16 protein-coding genes and 1 pseudogene are annotated in these 15355 nt (G+C 42.9%); 11 read left to right on the plus strand and 6 right to left on the minus strand.

What is annotated here, in order from left to right:
- Nucleotides 1-56: 56 nt before the first annotated feature.
- The 7 genes and pseudogenes from OCV47_RS00005 (at nt 57) to OCV47_RS00030 (ending at nt 6426) form a co-directional block, all read left to right on the plus strand.
- Entirely contained in the window at nt 57-326 is a 270-nt protein-coding gene (locus OCV47_RS00005) for a DUF3847 domain-containing protein (RefSeq protein WP_262652890.1), read from the plus strand.
- Nucleotides 326-1990, plus strand: a complete 1665-nt coding sequence (gene mobQ / locus OCV47_RS00010) for a MobQ family relaxase (RefSeq protein ID WP_262652892.1) — start codon at nt 326-328, stop codon at nt 1988-1990. The genes OCV47_RS00005 and mobQ overlap by 1 nt, the downstream gene beginning before the upstream one ends.
- A gap of 13 nt (nt 1991-2003) precedes the next feature.
- Nucleotides 2004-3905 (plus strand): AAA family ATPase, encoded by a 1902-nt coding sequence (locus tag OCV47_RS00015; RefSeq protein WP_262652894.1) that lies wholly within the window; start codon nt 2004-2006, stop codon nt 3903-3905.
- A 231-nt stretch (nt 3906-4136) separates the two neighbouring features.
- Nucleotides 4137-4253 (plus strand): putative holin-like toxin, encoded by a 117-nt coding sequence (locus OCV47_RS15810; protein WP_331481072.1) that lies wholly within the window; start codon nt 4137-4139, stop codon nt 4251-4253.
- 350 nt (nt 4254-4603) lie between these two features.
- Nucleotides 4604-4807: a transposon-encoded TnpW family protein gene (locus OCV47_RS00020; protein ID WP_262652896.1), complete on the plus strand. Its 204-nt coding sequence runs from the start codon at nt 4604-4606 to the stop codon at nt 4805-4807.
- Between the two features lie 66 nt (nt 4808-4873).
- Nucleotides 4874-6220 (plus strand): annotated as a pseudogene (locus tag OCV47_RS00025) (VirD4-like conjugal transfer protein, CD1115 family); the annotation flags it as partial.
- A 74-nt stretch (nt 6221-6294) separates the two neighbouring features.
- A complete protein-coding gene (locus OCV47_RS00030) occupies nt 6295-6426 on the plus strand; it encodes a Maff2 family mobile element protein (RefSeq protein ID WP_087315783.1) in 132 nt (43 codons plus the stop codon).
- Nucleotides 6427-6855: 429 nt separating this feature from the next.
- Here the strand turns inward: OCV47_RS00030 and OCV47_RS00035 are convergent, their stop codons facing one another.
- Nucleotides 6856-7611, minus strand: coding sequence for an ImmA/IrrE family metallo-endopeptidase (locus tag OCV47_RS00035; protein ID WP_262652899.1), 756 nt, complete (start codon nt 7609-7611; stop codon nt 6856-6858).
- A gap of 5 nt (nt 7612-7616) precedes the next feature.
- Complete coding sequence (locus OCV47_RS00040) at nt 7617-7946, minus strand: helix-turn-helix domain-containing protein (RefSeq protein ID WP_262652902.1); 330 nt, start codon at nt 7944-7946, stop codon at nt 7617-7619.
- Between the two features lie 300 nt (nt 7947-8246).
- Between OCV47_RS00040 and OCV47_RS00045 the strand changes: the two genes are divergently transcribed.
- Genes OCV47_RS00045 through OCV47_RS00060 form a run of 4 tightly spaced genes read left to right on the plus strand, consistent with a single transcriptional unit; the run spans nt 8247 to nt 12375 of the window.
- Nucleotides 8247-8486 (plus strand): helix-turn-helix domain-containing protein, encoded by a 240-nt coding sequence (locus OCV47_RS00045; RefSeq protein WP_262652905.1) that lies wholly within the window; start codon nt 8247-8249, stop codon nt 8484-8486.
- Nucleotides 8479-10305, plus strand: a complete 1827-nt coding sequence (locus tag OCV47_RS00050; protein ID WP_262652906.1) for a class I SAM-dependent DNA methyltransferase — start codon at nt 8479-8481, stop codon at nt 10303-10305. Before OCV47_RS00045 ends, OCV47_RS00050 begins: the two co-directional genes overlap by 8 nt.
- The gene (locus OCV47_RS00055; protein ID WP_262652909.1) at nt 10302-11513 is read left to right on the plus strand and encodes a restriction endonuclease subunit S; all 1212 of its coding nucleotides are present in this window, start codon (nt 10302-10304) and stop codon (nt 11511-11513) included. The genes OCV47_RS00050 and OCV47_RS00055 overlap by 4 nt, the downstream gene beginning before the upstream one ends.
- A gap of 16 nt (nt 11514-11529) precedes the next feature.
- Nucleotides 11530-12375 carry a type I restriction endonuclease gene (locus OCV47_RS00060; protein ID WP_262652911.1) on the plus strand — a complete coding sequence of 282 codons (846 nt, stop codon included), beginning with the start codon at nt 11530-11532 and terminating at the stop codon, nt 12373-12375.
- Here the strand turns inward: OCV47_RS00060 and OCV47_RS00065 are convergent.
- The 4 genes from OCV47_RS00065 to OCV47_RS00080 all read right to left on the minus strand — a co-directional run bounded on the left by OCV47_RS00065 (nt 12365) and on the right by OCV47_RS00080 (nt 15351).
- Nucleotides 12365-12868, minus strand: coding sequence for an FtsX-like permease family protein (locus tag OCV47_RS00065; protein ID WP_262652913.1), 504 nt, complete (start codon nt 12866-12868; stop codon nt 12365-12367). The two genes, OCV47_RS00060 and OCV47_RS00065, sit on opposite strands and share 11 nt — an antisense overlap.
- Before the next feature lie 12 nt (nt 12869-12880).
- Nucleotides 12881-13561 carry an ABC transporter ATP-binding protein gene (locus tag OCV47_RS00070; RefSeq protein ID WP_262652914.1) on the minus strand — a complete coding sequence of 227 codons (681 nt, stop codon included), beginning with the start codon at nt 13559-13561 and terminating at the stop codon, nt 12881-12883.
- 106 nt (nt 13562-13667) lie between these two features.
- Nucleotides 13668-14672, minus strand: coding sequence for a sensor histidine kinase (locus OCV47_RS00075; RefSeq protein ID WP_262652916.1), 1005 nt, complete (start codon nt 14670-14672; stop codon nt 13668-13670).
- Nucleotide 14673: 1 nt separating this feature from the next.
- Entirely contained in the window at nt 14674-15351 is a 678-nt protein-coding gene (locus OCV47_RS00080; RefSeq protein WP_262652919.1) for a response regulator transcription factor, read from the minus strand.
- Nucleotides 15352-15355 lie beyond the last annotated feature (4 nt).

The raw sequence follows: 15355 nt of genomic DNA on the forward strand, positions 1-15355 counted from the left end.
GACATTGAGAGTTCCTCCTTATTCTCTTTATTATACATGAATTCTTTGAGAATAAGGTGTCAACTTTATTTATACAACATCACAGGCTGAACATTGCCAAACAGCAGATGAAGGTGGCAAAGCGGAAAGCAAGGAACCACAGCCTGATTGTCAGAGGTGCGGAGGTGGAGAAAGCATTCCCGGAAGTTAAGGTACTGACAGAAGAAGAGTTCCGGGCATTTTTGAAATGTATCGCTCACATGAAGAGTGTACATGAAATGCTGGAATGGTCAGTGAGCCATTCCGAATATAACCGCAGTCTGGCATCTTCCGGAAAGGAGCAGTAATGTCACTGTATCATTTTTCTGTAAAGCAGGTATCAAGGGGCAAAGGGCAGACGGTGGTGGGTTCCGCAGCTTATATTTCCGGGCAGAAACTGCACAATGATTATTACGAGGAAATTCATGATTACACCAGAAAGCAGGGGGTGATCTATGACGAGATCATGCTGCCGGATTATGTGCAGGACCGTTTCTCTGACCGTCAGACACTCTGGAATGAAGTGGAGTTTGGGGAGAAAGGAAAGAGGGCACAGCTTGCTTATTCTTTTAATATTGCATTACAAAATGAGCTGACCATGGAAGAAAATGTGGAGCTGGCAAGGGAGTTCTGCAGGGAACAGTTTGTCAGCCGGGGAATGATCGTGGATATGGCAGTCCATGAGGGGAAATCCAGTGACCCGGAGATTGCCGACAATCCCCACTTCCATGTGCTGGTTCCCATCCGCCCGATGAATCCGGATGGGACATGGGGAAAGAAACAGCGGCGGGATTACAAGCTGGATGAGGATGGAAACCGTATCCGGGATGAAAATGGGAAATATATCTTTTCTGCTGTATCCACTACCGGCTGGAATTCCCCGGAACTTCTGGAAGAATGGAGAAAACAGTGGGCGGATAAAGTCAATGCAGCATTCAGGGAGAATGGTCTGGCAGCAAGGATAGACCATCGTTCCTATGAGAAACAGGGGATTGAACTGATCCCTACGATCCATGAGGGATATGAAGTCCGGGCGATGGAGAGGAAAGGCATCCGGACAGTAGTGGGAGACCTGAACCGGGCAATCCGCAAATTAAATGAGATATGGATCCATTTAAAAGAATCCCTTGTGTGGGCGAAAACATTCCGGGAAGAGGTCAGTGCAGAACTGTACCGGAAGGCAAACCCTACATTGATGGAAAGCCTGCAGGATTATTATGAGAAACGTGATAAAGTGGCAGATACCTACCAGTATGGGAGCCGGAAAGCACACCTGACGAACCTGAAAGAGTTTGCAGAGGCAGTGAATTACCTGACGGTGAACCAGATCGCAACTGTAGAACAGCTGAACCAGAAAGTAGAGGAATTACAGACGGTTGCGGGTGGCATCCGTTCCGAAATCAAATCCCGGAGGGGAGAGATTGCCGGGTACCGGGAACTGATGGATTATGACCAGAAAATGAAAAAGCTGCAGCCGGTTATGGATAAATACCATAAGATTTTCTTTAAGGGTTCCAAGCAGAAATATTACAGTGAGCATAAAAAGCAGATCGACCTGTACCGGATGTGTGAACGGAGGCTGAAACCCTACCGGGATGCAGAGGGGAAGCTGCCGGTGGCACAGTGGAAAAAAGAGCAGGAAAAGCTGGAGGCACTGAACCGGGATTCAAATATAGACCTTACTCCATATGATGAGGAATTAAAAATGGTCAGGAAAGTGCAGAAATGCATTGATGTCATGCTGAATGAAAAATCCCAGATGCAGTCCGGTAACACCGGGCGATCAGAAAAAGAAGATCTATCTGTGCAGCATCCGATTTCATTTCAGGCAAAAGGATATTCCCCGAAACCAATGGAAGAAAGGACTTCCGTTCTGGAGAAGCTGAACAAAAACAAGGAGATCAAGCGGAGAGAGGAGGAAGAAAGAAAAGCATCAAAGAAAAAAATCAAAAGAAATGACATGAGTTTATAAGGAGGAAATGAAAATGCAGTATTCAGAAGAGCAGGTCAGGCGGGCAAAATCCACTGACCTCGTTTCATTTTTACAGTCACAGGGCGAGAAGCTGATAAAAAGCGGGAAGGAGTACCGCTGGATGGCTCATGACAGCGTGACTGTCCGTGGAAACTGCTGGTTCCGGCACAGCCGGGGGACTGGCGGTGGACCGATTGATTTTGTGATGGAGTTTTATGGACTGACATTTCCGGAAGCAATGAAAAAACTGACCGGGGAAGAGGGGGAGGAAAGGCGGGAGGCGAAGGATGCCCCAAAACAGGGCATCCCCGCCCCTTCGCCTGATTTCCGGCTTCCAAGGAGAAACAGGGATGAAAAAAAGATACTGGAATATCTGACAAAGACCAGAGGAATACAAGAGGATCTGGTAAAGGTATTTATTGGGAATGGCGATATTTATGAGGATGAAAAGCACCATAATATCGTGTTTGTCGGGAAAGACCATTCAGGGATTCCCCGGTACGCCCACATCCGGGGAACGGAAGAAGAAAAATTCCGGGGAGATGTGGCTGGTTCATTGAAAGAGTACAGTTTTTGCTACAGAGGAAGCAGTGACCAGCTGTATGTGTTTGAAGCACCGATTGACCTTTTATCTTTTATTCAGCTGTTCCCGAAAGACTGGGAACAGAGAAGCTATCTTAGCCTGGGCGGTACATCGGACAGGGCACTGACAGCCTTTCTTTCTGACAGCCCGAATATCACTTCGGTATTTCTCTGCCTTGATAATGACAAAGCCGGGGAGGAAGCCTGTGAAAAGATTGCCGGGAAAGAGGTTCCCTGTGAACGGATCATCCGCTTAAAGCCGGTTCTGAAAGACTGGAATGAAATCATCTGCCATCAGGAAGAAATGAGGGGAAGGAACCCGGTTGCAGATACGGTTGTGCTGAAAGCACCGGAAAAAGAAGAGATCGTGCCGATGATTTATTATCAGGATGTGGAAGCCACAAGTGTGGAATGGCTCTGGTTTCCCTATATCCCTTTTGGCAAGCTGACCATCATTCAGGGCAATCCGGGGGAAGGAAAAACGTATTTTGCCATGAAGCTGACCGCAGCCTGCACCAACCGGAAATATCTCCCAAATATGGAGGAGACAGAACCATTTAATGTAATCTACCAGACTGCCGAGGATGGAAAGGGAGATACCATCAAACCAAGGCTGATCGAATGCGAAGCCGACCTTTCAAGGGTCATGGTGATTGATGATACAAAAATCCCACTGACGTTGATGGATGACCGGATTGAGAGAGCCATCCGGCAGAACAAAGTCCGACTATTGATCATTGACCCGGTGCAGGCATTTATCGGTGCGGATGTGGATATGAACCGGGCGAATGAAGTCCGTCCGGTATTCCGGAAACTGGGAAATGTGGCGGAACAGACCGGATGTGCCATTGTGCTCATCGGGCATCTGAACAAAGCCTGCGGTACGCAGAGTACCTACCGGGGGCTGGGCTCCATTGACATCATGGCTGCTGTCAGAAGCCTTTTATTTATCGGAAAGGTAAAGAAAGACCCGACAACGAGAGTGCTGATCCATGAGAAAAGTTCTCTTGCCCCTCCGGGGGAGACCCTTGCGTTTAAGCTGGGGGATGAAGGAGGTTTCCGGTGGATCGGTGGCTATGACATCAATGCGGACGATCTCCTGAACGGTAAAGAGGGGAAACGGGTGGAAACAAAACTGGAAAGAGGTATGAGGCTGATGGAGGAAATGCTGAAAGATGGAAAAGAAGTTCCATTGAAAAGCATCCAGAAAGAAGCTGCCGAAATGAATATTTCATCCAGAACCATGAGAGATGTCCGGAACCGCATGGGAGACCGGCTGATCTATGGAAGAGAAAATGGAAAGGATAATACTGTCCGGCTGAAATCAGAGTAAGTGGCAGGATTTTTTGGAAAAACAGATAAATTCTATAGATACCTTAAAGTCTGCCACTCTGCCACTTGCTTTTTTCGGAGATTTTTGAGAGAACAGATTGCAATCAGACAGGTTCAATGATATGATTGTCCTGCAGCGTAACTGCTGTGGGAAAGTGCCCATGACAGGTGGTAGCCTCCCTAACCAGAGAAACCGGCTTTGCCGGAATACAACGGAAGGGAGGTGGTGCATATGACAGACTATGAGACCATTATGGTTTTCCTTGGGATATTGGCATTGCTGATATCCTTTGGAGGTTTACTCATTGCATTGCTTACCTTTCTCGATAAGAGAAATAAGCGAAAATAAAAATGCCTATCCTGTCTGACACACAGGATAGGCGGTGTCCATAAGGACATATAACCTTCTTGGGTGGCATCCACTTTGGAGTGGGTGCTTTTCCTATCTCTAATATAACACCAGTCTATCTGATTTTCAATATGGTTTTTCAAAATAGCCATGATGCTTATGAAGATGTGGAAAGCCAACCCCTTTTTTAGTATATTCATAATTCTCAAAATAATTCCAGAAAAAATACAAAGTAAAGGACGAGCAGTTGACCATAAATGGAATCAGCTGCTTTTTTAATTGCATGAAATTGTAGATACAGACACAGCAGAATGAAGATTCCAACTGTCTGTTTTAAGGAGGAAAGTACATTGAATAATGAAAATAAGAATGAAATCGTTACTGTACAGGAGACAAATTCTTCACAGGAAAACGCAGTTTTTGAGAAGAAAATTGGTCGCACTCGTTATCACGTTCATCTCTTTTTTGATCCTAATTCCAAGGAAACCATGCAGCAAAAAATCATGAGGATGATGAAGAATGAACTAGAGGCAGAACTCGACAAACCCGCATAAACACTGGATTTCTCAGCATTTTAAGAAAAATTGATTTTGGTCAAATTCCTACTTGACGGAATGGTGCCCAAGGGAACACTCATCGAAGAATGCGGGAAGATGTTAGCCAAAGGACCGCCAAAGAGAGACAAGCATGGAAATGTTGTGAAAGATAAATCCGGGAAGGTGGTGCATGAGCCTTATGTGATCAAGGTCTTAAATACCATTAACTTCTCCAAATCACTCCACTACAATCCGTTTGCCTATCTGAAATCTGAAAAGGATATCCTGAAACTGGTGACGGTTATCATCGCCAACACCAAAGGGGAAGGGGAAAAGGCAACCGAGGATTTCTGGGTCAAAGCAGAAAAACTGCTGTACACGGCACTGATTGCCCTGATCTGGTATGAAGGGGATGAGGACGAGAAGAACATGAACACCCTGATCGACCTTCTGAATGAAAGCGAGACCAGGGAGGATGACGAGAATTACAAAAATCCAGTGGATATGCTGTTTGAGGATCTGGAAAAAAGGAATCCGGAACACTTTGCGGTACGCCAGTATAAGAAATACAAGCTGGCGGCAGGTAAGACAGCAAAATCCATCTTGATCAGCTGTGGTGCCAGACTGGCTCCGTTTGATATTGCCGAGCTTCGGGAGATCATGAGCTATGATGAGATGGAACTGGATAAGGTGGGAGACCGGAAGACGGCACTGTTTCTGATTATGTCGGACACAGATACCACCTTTAACTTTGTGATCGCCATGCTGCAGTCCCAGCTTTTCAATCTGCTTTGTGATAAGGCAGATGATAAATATGGCGGCAGGCTGCCTGTCCATGTGAGGGTCATCTGCGATGAGTTTGCCAACATTGGGCAGATTCCACAGTTTGATAAGCTGATTGCCACTATCCGAAGCAGGGAAATCTCTGCTTCTATTATTTTGCAGTCACAGAGCCAGCTGAAGGCAATGTACAAGGATAGTGCGGACACAATTCTGGGGAATTGTGACACGATGCTGTTCCTTGGGGGCAAGGAAAAGACCACCCTGAAAGAGATGAGTGAGCTTCTGGGAAAGGAGACGATTGACCTTTACAACACCTCGGAAACACGCAGCAACCAGAAGTCATTCGGGCTGAATTACCAGAAAACCGGGAAACAGCTGATGACGGAGGATGAGATCGCAGTCATGGACGGCGGGAAATGCATCCTGCAGATCCGTGGTGTCCGTCCGTTCTATTCGGACAAATATGATATAACCAAACACCCCAATTACCGGCTCCTTGCGGATTACAGTGAGAAGAACCGGTTTAAGGTGGAAAAAGAACTGGATCCGAAGTACTCACCGAAACCTGATGATGAGGTGGAAGTGATGGAAATGGATCTTTTAGAAGACGGGAATGAGCAGGAAAATAATGAGGAAAGGAATAACTAACAGGGTGCACCGGTATTGTTACCGGCGTTTTTCATTCCCGGTTACACCCGGCAAAGTTAGTTTTGGTGATTTATATGGCATTTTTTACCAGTGCAATTACTACTCTGAAGACCCTGGTCGTAGCAATCGGGGCGGGTCTTGGCGTATGGGGTGTCATCAACCTTCTGGAAGGTTATGGCAATGACAACCGTGCGACACGTTCGTAAGTGAAAAGCTTGCGCACAAAGTCGAAGGGCAATTGTAGCCCGAAACTTTGGAGAACTGATATTCCGATGGGTGAAATGAGGGGGTAACGTCTCGAAACGCCACCCTAATACTCCGAATGGCGGGGAGCATGCAACGGCTCTCTCCAAAAGTTTATAGAGCTCGGTGAAGTCGGCAGAGAGCAACCGTAAGACTGGTTTTCAGACCAGACACGAAAGCTGTCCAGAGGTGGATGGTGTTGCCTATCCCCTGCTTGGAGCATTAGATCGACCTGTGCCTTCAATCCTTTAACACGATTAACACCAGGATGAGACAGCTCATCATATACTTCCTTTGGGATAATGATTCTTCCAGGAAAAAGCTTGGAAAGAATACTTTCATTATCTACCCACAGGAAAGCAGAAATGCAATCTGTATCAAAGAAAAGTGGCTCAGTCAATCAATTCACCACCTTCCTCTGTGCCGTAAACGAGATCATCTCTGAAAGCTGCAAGCAATAACTCTTCATACTTTCCGGACGAAACAATATCACGAGTTAATAACTGGTCGGCTTGATCAATGTAATGGCCGTATGTGCAGTACTGCTTTTCTTCAGGTAGCGGACGATACAGATCGGAATTGAAACCCATCGATTCTGCCTGTCGTCTTACACTGATATTTAGCAAGGTATCTAAATCATCTCGATTAATATAGCCGCAGTTATTTAACTGATATACGGCAGTTTGATGGCTGACTCCGAAGTATTGCTCAATACGAATTATGTCCTGAAGGCTGATTTTACCTCCATGTTTGGAAATGAGGCTATCTGCTTTGTCTGCTAATGCTGCACGAGGCATTAAAAAATATGCTGCAAAAGCATCCGCCTTCTTTTCTACTTCATTCCCTGTGCCGATTGACTTGGCACAAACTGACTTCATGCTCTCGTCATAAAACAAATGGTATAATTCGTGGGCAAGTGAGAAACGCTGACGACCTAATGTCATTGCTGAATTTAATGCAATGGTACATCTTCCGTCAGCACCTTTAATACACATTCCACTGATTTTGCTGCCCAATGGATAATAAACAATCGTCAGCCTATCGATTCCCTGTGCTAATGCAAAGATATCAATAGGGGAATTATTATCTTCGCCGAGCTGTTTTCTTAATCGTTCAGCTTTAGTCATTAAATCTGCATAATCAATCATAAGCATTACCCTTTCAATAATTCTGCCATATATTCGGAATTAAGAGCGATACGATTAATCGCACTGATTGCTTCCAAATCCTCCGCAGACAGGTCGCTGGCTCTGAAAGCAAATGACAGACTTGATGCTTCAATGGCACTATCTTCAATAGCATCTACTGAGACACCGAAAAGACAGGCAAGCTTCTCCAGCATATCCGCTGATAAAATGCGTTCGCCTTTTTCAACTTTTGAGATTAAACTCTGATCGACATTGAGGAAACGGGCAATATTAGACTGGTTAAATCCCATTCCATCTCTAAGCGTTTTAATATTATTTCCAATGATATTTGCCATGGTCATGTTCCTCCTCCTTGTAGTTCATTTATAGTATAGTATGTATCTGTCATAAAATCAATGCATAAAACTATAAAAAATATGACAAAAATATTGGTTAACATTGTCATTCACACATTCAATTTAGTCAAGTTGAAAAATAATGACTAAATTGAACAGCAGAGGATGGGATAACAATGCGTGTTTCATGGAAAATCTACTGTTAGCTGATTTATATTTCGGAGGGCGGTAGATTTTTTGACTACAAAACGCTATAATAGGGCTATAACAGTGATTGTTCCCTGAATAGGAGATGCAAATATGAGTTTTTCAGATGAAATCAAAAGAATTCGTGAACGTAGCTTTTTTACCCAGGAGGCATTTGCCAAGGAATTGAATGTGGCATTCTCTACCGTGAATCGTTGGGAATGCGGCAAAGCACGTCCTAACTTGACTGCGATGAAAAGCATTAAAGCGTTCTGCGATAGAAATAATATCGAATACAGCAATGTCGAGGAGGCATGGCTCAATTATAAAACGGAGGTAAAGAAACATGATTAATATTAGAAAACTGGAGGCAGACCTGTGGGAATCTGCCGACCTACTCCGTGCTGGATCTAAATTAACATCCAACCAGTATTGTATGCCTGTGTTGGGCTTGATTTTCCTGCGTTATGCATATAGTCGCTTTAAATTAGTTGAGGCAGAGATTTTGAAGGACAGACCAGTGAGAAGAGGTCGTGTTATGCCTGTGGAGGCCAGCGATTTTAATGAAAAGGCTGCATTGTATCTTCCAAAGATGGCGCAGTATGCATGGCTTGTAAATCTGCCGGAAGATATTACCTCACAGAATTTACATGATATACAGGGACGTACTATGTCCAGCCTTGGAGAAGTGGTCAATAATGCAGTGGAACTCGTTGAACAGCAGAGTGAACAGCTGACAGGTGTTCTTCCGAAGGATTACACCATGTTCTCAGATGAACTGCTCTCTGAACTGATTCGTATTTTTAATAATGATGCGTTGGATGATGTGGGTGGTGATGTAATCGGTCGCATCTACGAGTATTTCCTCAATAAATTCGCAAAAAACATCGCCTCTGATGATGGAGTGTTCTTCACACCAAAATCTCTGGTAAAGATGATTGTAAATATCCTTGAGCCACAATCTGGTGTTCTGCTTGATCCTGCTTGCGGTAGTGGCGGTATGTTTATCCAGAGTGGAGACTTTGTCAACCAGTTGGGAATGAGTGCAAACTCTGCTATGACTTTCTATGGACAGGAAAAGGTAGAGTATAATGCAAAACTATGCCTGATGAATATGGCGGTACATGGACTGACTGGTGTTATTAAATCCGGTGATGAAGCTAACACCTTCTATCACGATGCTCACAATCTGAATGGATGCTGTGATTTTGTTATGGCAAATCCTCCTTTCAATGTAGACAAAGTAAAATCTGAATCTGCACAGAGTGCCGGAAGATTACCATTTGGTCTGCCTGGAGTGAATGCGAAGACAAAGGAAATCAGTAATGGTAATTACCTGTGGATTTCCTATTTCTACTCCTATCTGAATGAAGTAGGTCGTGCCGGATTTGTTATGGCTGCTTCTGCAACCGATAGTCAGGGCAAGGATAAAGATATCCGTCAGAAGCTGATTGAAACAGGCCATGTGGATGTAATGATTTCTGTTGGAAATAACTTCTTCTATACCAAGAGTCTTCCTTGCTCCCTTTGGTTCTTCGATAAGGGCAAGCCTGCCGAACTGCAGGACAAGGTTCTGTTTATTGATGCCCGTAATTATTACACAGTGGTTGACCGTACCTTGAACGAGTGGAGCGAATGGCAACTGAAAAATATGAATGCAATCGTATGGCTCTATCGTGGACAAGTTGATAAATATAAAGGACTTCTTGCTGAATACCGTTCTGCCCTCGGTGCAGATGCCTCTTTCGAGGAAGCACTTTCACAGTTAAAGGTGGAACTGAAAGATTTACAGAAACGAGCAAAAATTGAAACTGAAGCTGCCAATCGAAAGGATAAGAAACGCATTCAGGCAGAATATGATGAACTTATTGCAGCAAAAAATGAAGAGATCACTGTGGCTAAAGAAGCAGTATGGCTTTATGAGAAATTTGGCGAGGGCGAATATCAGGATATCCTTGGTCTTTGCAAGGTTGAGAGTCGTGCCGTTATCATTGAAGAAAAGGGCTGCTCCCTTACTCCAGGGGCGTATGTTGGTGTTGCTCCGGTGGAAGATGACGGCATTGATTTTGAGAAACGCATGGCTGAAATACATAGAGAATTGCTTTCTTTACAGGCTGAATCAAATTATTTGATGGATACCATCTCTGCGAATATGAAGGAGATGGGATTATGAGTTGGTCACAAAGAAAACTTGGAGAACTGTGTGAAATAACTTCTAGCAAGCGAATCTTTTATTCAGAATATGTGGAGAGTGGAGTGCCATTTTATCGTTCTAAAGAAATAATTGAGAGTTCTCAAGGAATGGAGATTAGCGAGCCTCTTTTCATCTCTGAGGAAAAGTATGAAGAAATAAAAAACAAATTTGGAGTCCCTACTGCTGGTGATATGCTGTTGACTTCAGTTGGGACAATAGGAGTTCCATACATAGTAAAAGACAGTGATCGTTTTTATTTCAAAGATGGCAACCTGACATGGTTCAGGAAATATAGTACCGATGTTATTCCAGAGTACATTTACTTTTGGGTTCGATCTACTGAAGGTCAAGGTGTTCTGAATAATACTACAATTGGCTCATCTCAAAAGGCGTTGACCATTAGTTCGTTAAAGAAAATTGAAATAGCTGTTCCACCTGTGAATTCACAGAAAGCCATAGTTAAAATGCTTTCTGTTTATGACAATCTCATTGAAAACAACCAGAAGCAAATCAAATTGTTGGAAGAAGCTGTGCAGCGTCTTTACAAGGAATGGTTCGTGGACTTGCACTTCCCCGGCTACGAGGATGCTGTCATTGTTGATGGTGTGCCGGAAGGATGGGCAGTATGTAAATTAGGAAATATAGTTGCTATTAATTCGGAAAATATATCAAAAAACTATCCTTATTCACACATTGAATATGTAGATTTGGGCTCTGTTAGACTGGGCCACATAAATGAAATCACCAGTTATACATTAGCTAATGCACCAGGAAGAGCAAAAAGAATTGCACAAGACGGTGATACAATATGGGGGATGGTAAGACCAAATCTGCGGTCTTACGCATTGGTAATGCATCCATCTATAAGAAATGTATACTCAACGGGGTTTGCGGTTATTTCACCGAAAAAAGTGCCGTTTACATATTTGTATTGTTTGGTGACGCAGGACTCGTTTATTGGCTATCTAATTAACTGTACGAATGGTGCCGCATATCCGGCGGTGAAACCCGAGCATTTTGAAAAAGCGATTGTGTTAAAGCCGAATGACCAAGTGCTAGGCAGGTTTCATGAGATTGCCGAGCCAATATTCAGAAAAATAGAAAATCTTGATAAGAATATTGCTTCTCTTGCGGAAGCTCGCGACCGCTTACTCCCGAAACTGATGAGCGGAGAAATCGAAGTATAAGAAAGGAGGTTGCTCAATGAGCTATGACTATTCTGAAAATATATTAGTCCAAGAAGCTGCTGGCAATCTTCTTGAACATGAACTGGGCTGGGAAGTAAAGTTTGCCTATAATACAGAGATTCTTGGTGAGAACGGTACCTTTGGCAGAAAGTCCTACAAGGATATTCTGTTGGTACGTTATTTTCGCAATGCTCTGAAAGTTCTGAATCCGTGGATTACGCCTATGCAGATGGATGAAGCACAGCGAAAGATGGAAAGTTATCTCTCAACGGCTTCTCTTTTGCAGATTAATGAGGAGAAGTATGCCCTGATCCGTGATGGTATACCAGTAACGATGAAGAAGCCAAATGGTCAGTCTGAGGAGAAGAAGGCGCAGATTGTGGATTTTCAGAATCCGACCGATCAGAGTAGAAATCATTTCCTGGCTATAAAAGAATTAAAAATACATGGCGAATACTATCGACGCCGTACAGACATTGTTGGTTTCGTAAACGGTATTCCACTTTTGTTTGTTGAACTGAAAAAGAACACAGTGGATGTACAGAATGCCTATGACGATAACTATACGGACTACTTGGATACCATTCCGCATTTGTTCCATTACAATGCATTCCTGATGTTGTCAAACGGCGTGGAGGCAAAAGTCGGCACCCTTGGCAGTAAGTATGAATTCTTCCATGAATGGAAACGTTTGTCTGAGGCAGATGAAGGCAATGTAGCCTTAGAGACAATGCTACGCGGTATCTGTAAGAAGGAAAACTTCTTCGACTTGTTGGAAAACTTTATTCTTTATGATCATTCCGATGGTCGTACAGTAAAAATTCTTGCCCGCAACCATCAGTATCTTGGAGTTAACCAATAAACACAATGGGATGATAGGTAAAGGTCAAGGTGTAATCACGCAAATTAGCAGTTGAGCCGATAATAATGCTCATAACTGCCCAACATAAGCCAATACCGATAATGCTTCCAACAATAATGGCAGGCAAAGACAAAACCACCACTTCATTGACAAGCGTAGATTTGATTTGTCGAGGTGTTGCACCAATGCTTTGCAAAATGCCCAACTGATGGATGCGATTTGTCATAGTCGCCGCAAAAGCGTGGTGGATCATCATAACAAGTGCAAGGCTGGCTATGGTGAATACTACGATGTATGCGATGACCACCGGGGTAAACGCTACCTCCGAAGTTCCACTTTCGGCAATGGTTTGATTAACTTGATCTATCCACAGATTGTAGAACAAACCACTCACAAGGCTAAGCATCATAGCTGCCAAAAAGGAGATTACCATAATAAACCTGTTGCCAGTTTTATTATTTTTTATATAACTGGCACTATAAGCGTTCCACATAGCGAGCCCTCCTTAATGAGTTTTCTCGTCAGAAACGATTTGACCATCTGCAATTCTGATGATACGATTCGCCTGCAACGCAATATTTTCATCGTGCGTAATCACGATCAATGTTTGCCCGTATTTTTTGTTTGAGTATTTCAGCAGTTCCATAATCTCTTGACTGCTCTTACTATCAAGATTTCCGGTAGGCTCATCGGCTAACACTAATGCAGGGGCGTTGATAAGCGCTCTGCCGATAGATACACGCTGCTGCTGACCGCCCGAAAGCTGACTCGGCAAATGCTTTTTACGGTCTGCAAGTCCAAGAACCTCAAGCAGTTCATTAACACGTTCATCATTTACTTTCTGCCCATCCAGTTTCAGAGGTAACGTCATATTCTCTACCACATTCAAGATAGGAATAAGATTGTAGAACTGATAAATCAGTCCAACTTGACGGCGACGGAAAATAGCTAACTGTTCTTTATTCTTTTTATACACATCCTGTCCATCAACAAAAATGTGTCCGGAGGTGGGTTTGTCCACGCCACCAATCAAATGCAACAGCGTAGATTTGCCGGAACCTGACTGTCCGACGATTGCAACAAATTCTCCCTTTTCAACGCTGAATGATACATCATTCAAAGCCTGTACTTGATTGTTGCCTTTCCCATAGATTTTACAAAGATTCTCTACTTTTAATATCTCCATGAGTATTCTCCTTTTTGATATATTTATTTAGGATACAGTATAGCAATTTCAAAAATCAAGCACGTGACTTTTTCATTACAATATTGTAATAAAACAGCAAGGGAGCCTATATAGCCCCCTTGTAAATGCGTATTGTAAACTGCGCCCCACCACTTGCTTTGTTTGCAGCAGTAATAACTCCATTTTGCTTTGAAATTATCATTCTGGACAGATTCAAACCAATTCCTGCGCTTTCCTTTGCTGAATTACTTCCACGATAGAAACGGTCAAATAAATGAGGAATATCTTTTTCATCAAAACCCGTTCCATTATCTGAAATAATAACTTCTGTGTAGAGTGGATTTTCTGTGGCGAATATTTCCAGTTTTCCGCCATTAGGACAATGTTCAATGCAATTTTTTAATATATTTACGAGTGCTTCCGTACTCCAAAGGCGATCACCAATAAAGCTTGCATTGTTCTTTATGTCGCACGATAAGCTAATATCTTTTATATCTATAAGTATTTCTAACGGTTCCAGTATATCATTGATCAATGCTTCGATTAGAATGGATTCATCAGAAAACTGTACCGTACCAGATTCTAACCTCGCTATTTTTAACAACGTGGAAATTAACCATTCGGTTCGTTCTAACAAGATATTAACTTTTCTAATATTTTCCTGCTGTTCGATACTTTGCTCATCATCTGCAAGCCTGGACACAATCATACGAATAGATGTAAGCGGTGTACGTAACTGATGCGAAATATCCGCAAGTGAATCACTCAGGTATCGTTTATCTTTTTCTAACCGATCAGCCTGATCTCTCATACGCAAAGTCATTTTGCTTAATTCACTACAAAGAACTGCAAGTTCTCCTTCTTCATCGGGAATAAGATTGATGTTGTATTCTCCATGCAAAATGCTGTCAACTTGTGCACTTAAGTCTGAAATGGCTTGATAGCGTTTTCTTGTAAATAGAATAAAAAGCAAAGCACTTATCACGCATATAACGACTACTAAAACCACCGACCAAACACTTATTAATGATGCGACAGCAGATGCAGCGATGGAAAGAAGCAGGTAGATGAAAAGAAATACCTTAATTTCTTTATTTCTGAATAAATTCATATCAATCACCCACTTTATATCCAAGACCACGAACGGTTTTTAAGATTACGGGGTTGGCAGGATCTGACTCTATCTTGTCACGAAGTCGTTTGATGTACACAGTCAAAGTATTATCATTGACATAGTCACCTGCACCAGTAACATCCCATATTTCATGTAACAATTCTCGACGAGAAAGCGTTTCACCAAAATGATTAAGAAACACCAGAAGCAATCTGTATTCCAAAGCAGAGAGAATTATTTCAGTTCCAGCTTTCATCACAATACCCTTGGTGGCATCGATATGTAAATCTTGAACCTGAAAGACCGAAGGTGCTTTTCCGCTCTTACGCAAAGCGTTCCGCACACGATAAATCAGTTCCATCGGTTTAAATGGTTTTGTAATGTAATCGTCTGCACCAAGCTGAAAACCTGTAATGATACTGGATTCATCTGTCATCGCAGTAAGAAAAATAACCGGTGCATTTGTTGCACGTTTAACGGCAGTACAGATTGAGTACCCATTCCCATCGGGCAGAGTAATATCAAGAAGTACAAGATCAATGTTTTCTGTATGCAGTTTATTCAAAGCACTTTTCATATCCAGTGCATGGCAAACAGAATATCCTTCATCTTCCAATAGCATGGAAAGATTTTCTACTATATCCACATCATCTTCTACAATTAAAAGTTTAGGCATAATA

Source organism: Muricoprocola aceti (genome assembly GCF_025567005.1).
Taxonomy (GTDB): Bacteria; Bacillota; Clostridia; order Lachnospirales; family Lachnospiraceae; genus Marvinbryantia; species Marvinbryantia aceti.

What these genes read in the sequence shown, in the direction of transcription:
- mobQ (WP_262652892.1), top strand. Translation starts at nt 326, where the DNA reads ATGTCACTGTATCATTTTTCTGTAAAGCAGGTATCAAGGGGCAAAGGG.
- OCV47_RS00015 (WP_262652894.1), top strand. Translation starts at nt 2,004, where the DNA reads ATGCAGTATTCAGAAGAGCAGGTCAGGCGGGCAAAATCCACTGACCTC.
- OCV47_RS15810 (WP_331481072.1), top strand. Translation starts at nt 4,137, where the DNA reads ATGACAGACTATGAGACCATTATGGTTTTCCTTGGGATATTGGCATTG.
- OCV47_RS00030 (WP_087315783.1), top strand. Translation starts at nt 6,295, where the DNA reads ATGGCATTTTTTACCAGTGCAATTACTACTCTGAAGACCCTGGTCGTA.
- OCV47_RS00035 (WP_262652899.1), bottom strand. Translation starts at nt 7,611, where the DNA reads ATGATTGATTATGCAGATTTAATGACTAAAGCTGAACGATTAAGAAAA.
- OCV47_RS00040 (WP_262652902.1), bottom strand. Translation starts at nt 7,946, where the DNA reads ATGGCAAATATCATTGGAAATAATATTAAAACGCTTAGAGATGGAATG.
- OCV47_RS00045 (WP_262652905.1), top strand. Translation starts at nt 8,247, where the DNA reads ATGAGTTTTTCAGATGAAATCAAAAGAATTCGTGAACGTAGCTTTTTT.
- OCV47_RS00050 (WP_262652906.1), top strand. Translation starts at nt 8,479, where the DNA reads ATGATTAATATTAGAAAACTGGAGGCAGACCTGTGGGAATCTGCCGAC.
- OCV47_RS00055 (WP_262652909.1), top strand. Translation starts at nt 10,302, where the DNA reads ATGAGTTGGTCACAAAGAAAACTTGGAGAACTGTGTGAAATAACTTCT.
- OCV47_RS00060 (WP_262652911.1), top strand. Translation starts at nt 11,530, where the DNA reads ATGAGCTATGACTATTCTGAAAATATATTAGTCCAAGAAGCTGCTGGC.
- OCV47_RS00065 (WP_262652913.1), bottom strand. Translation starts at nt 12,868, where the DNA reads ATGTGGAACGCTTATAGTGCCAGTTATATAAAAAATAATAAAACTGGC.
- OCV47_RS00070 (WP_262652914.1), bottom strand. Translation starts at nt 13,561, where the DNA reads ATGGAGATATTAAAAGTAGAGAATCTTTGTAAAATCTATGGGAAAGGC.
- OCV47_RS00075 (WP_262652916.1), bottom strand. Translation starts at nt 14,672, where the DNA reads ATGAATTTATTCAGAAATAAAGAAATTAAGGTATTTCTTTTCATCTAC.
- OCV47_RS00080 (WP_262652919.1), bottom strand. Translation starts at nt 15,351, where the DNA reads ATGCCTAAACTTTTAATTGTAGAAGATGATGTGGATATAGTAGAAAAT.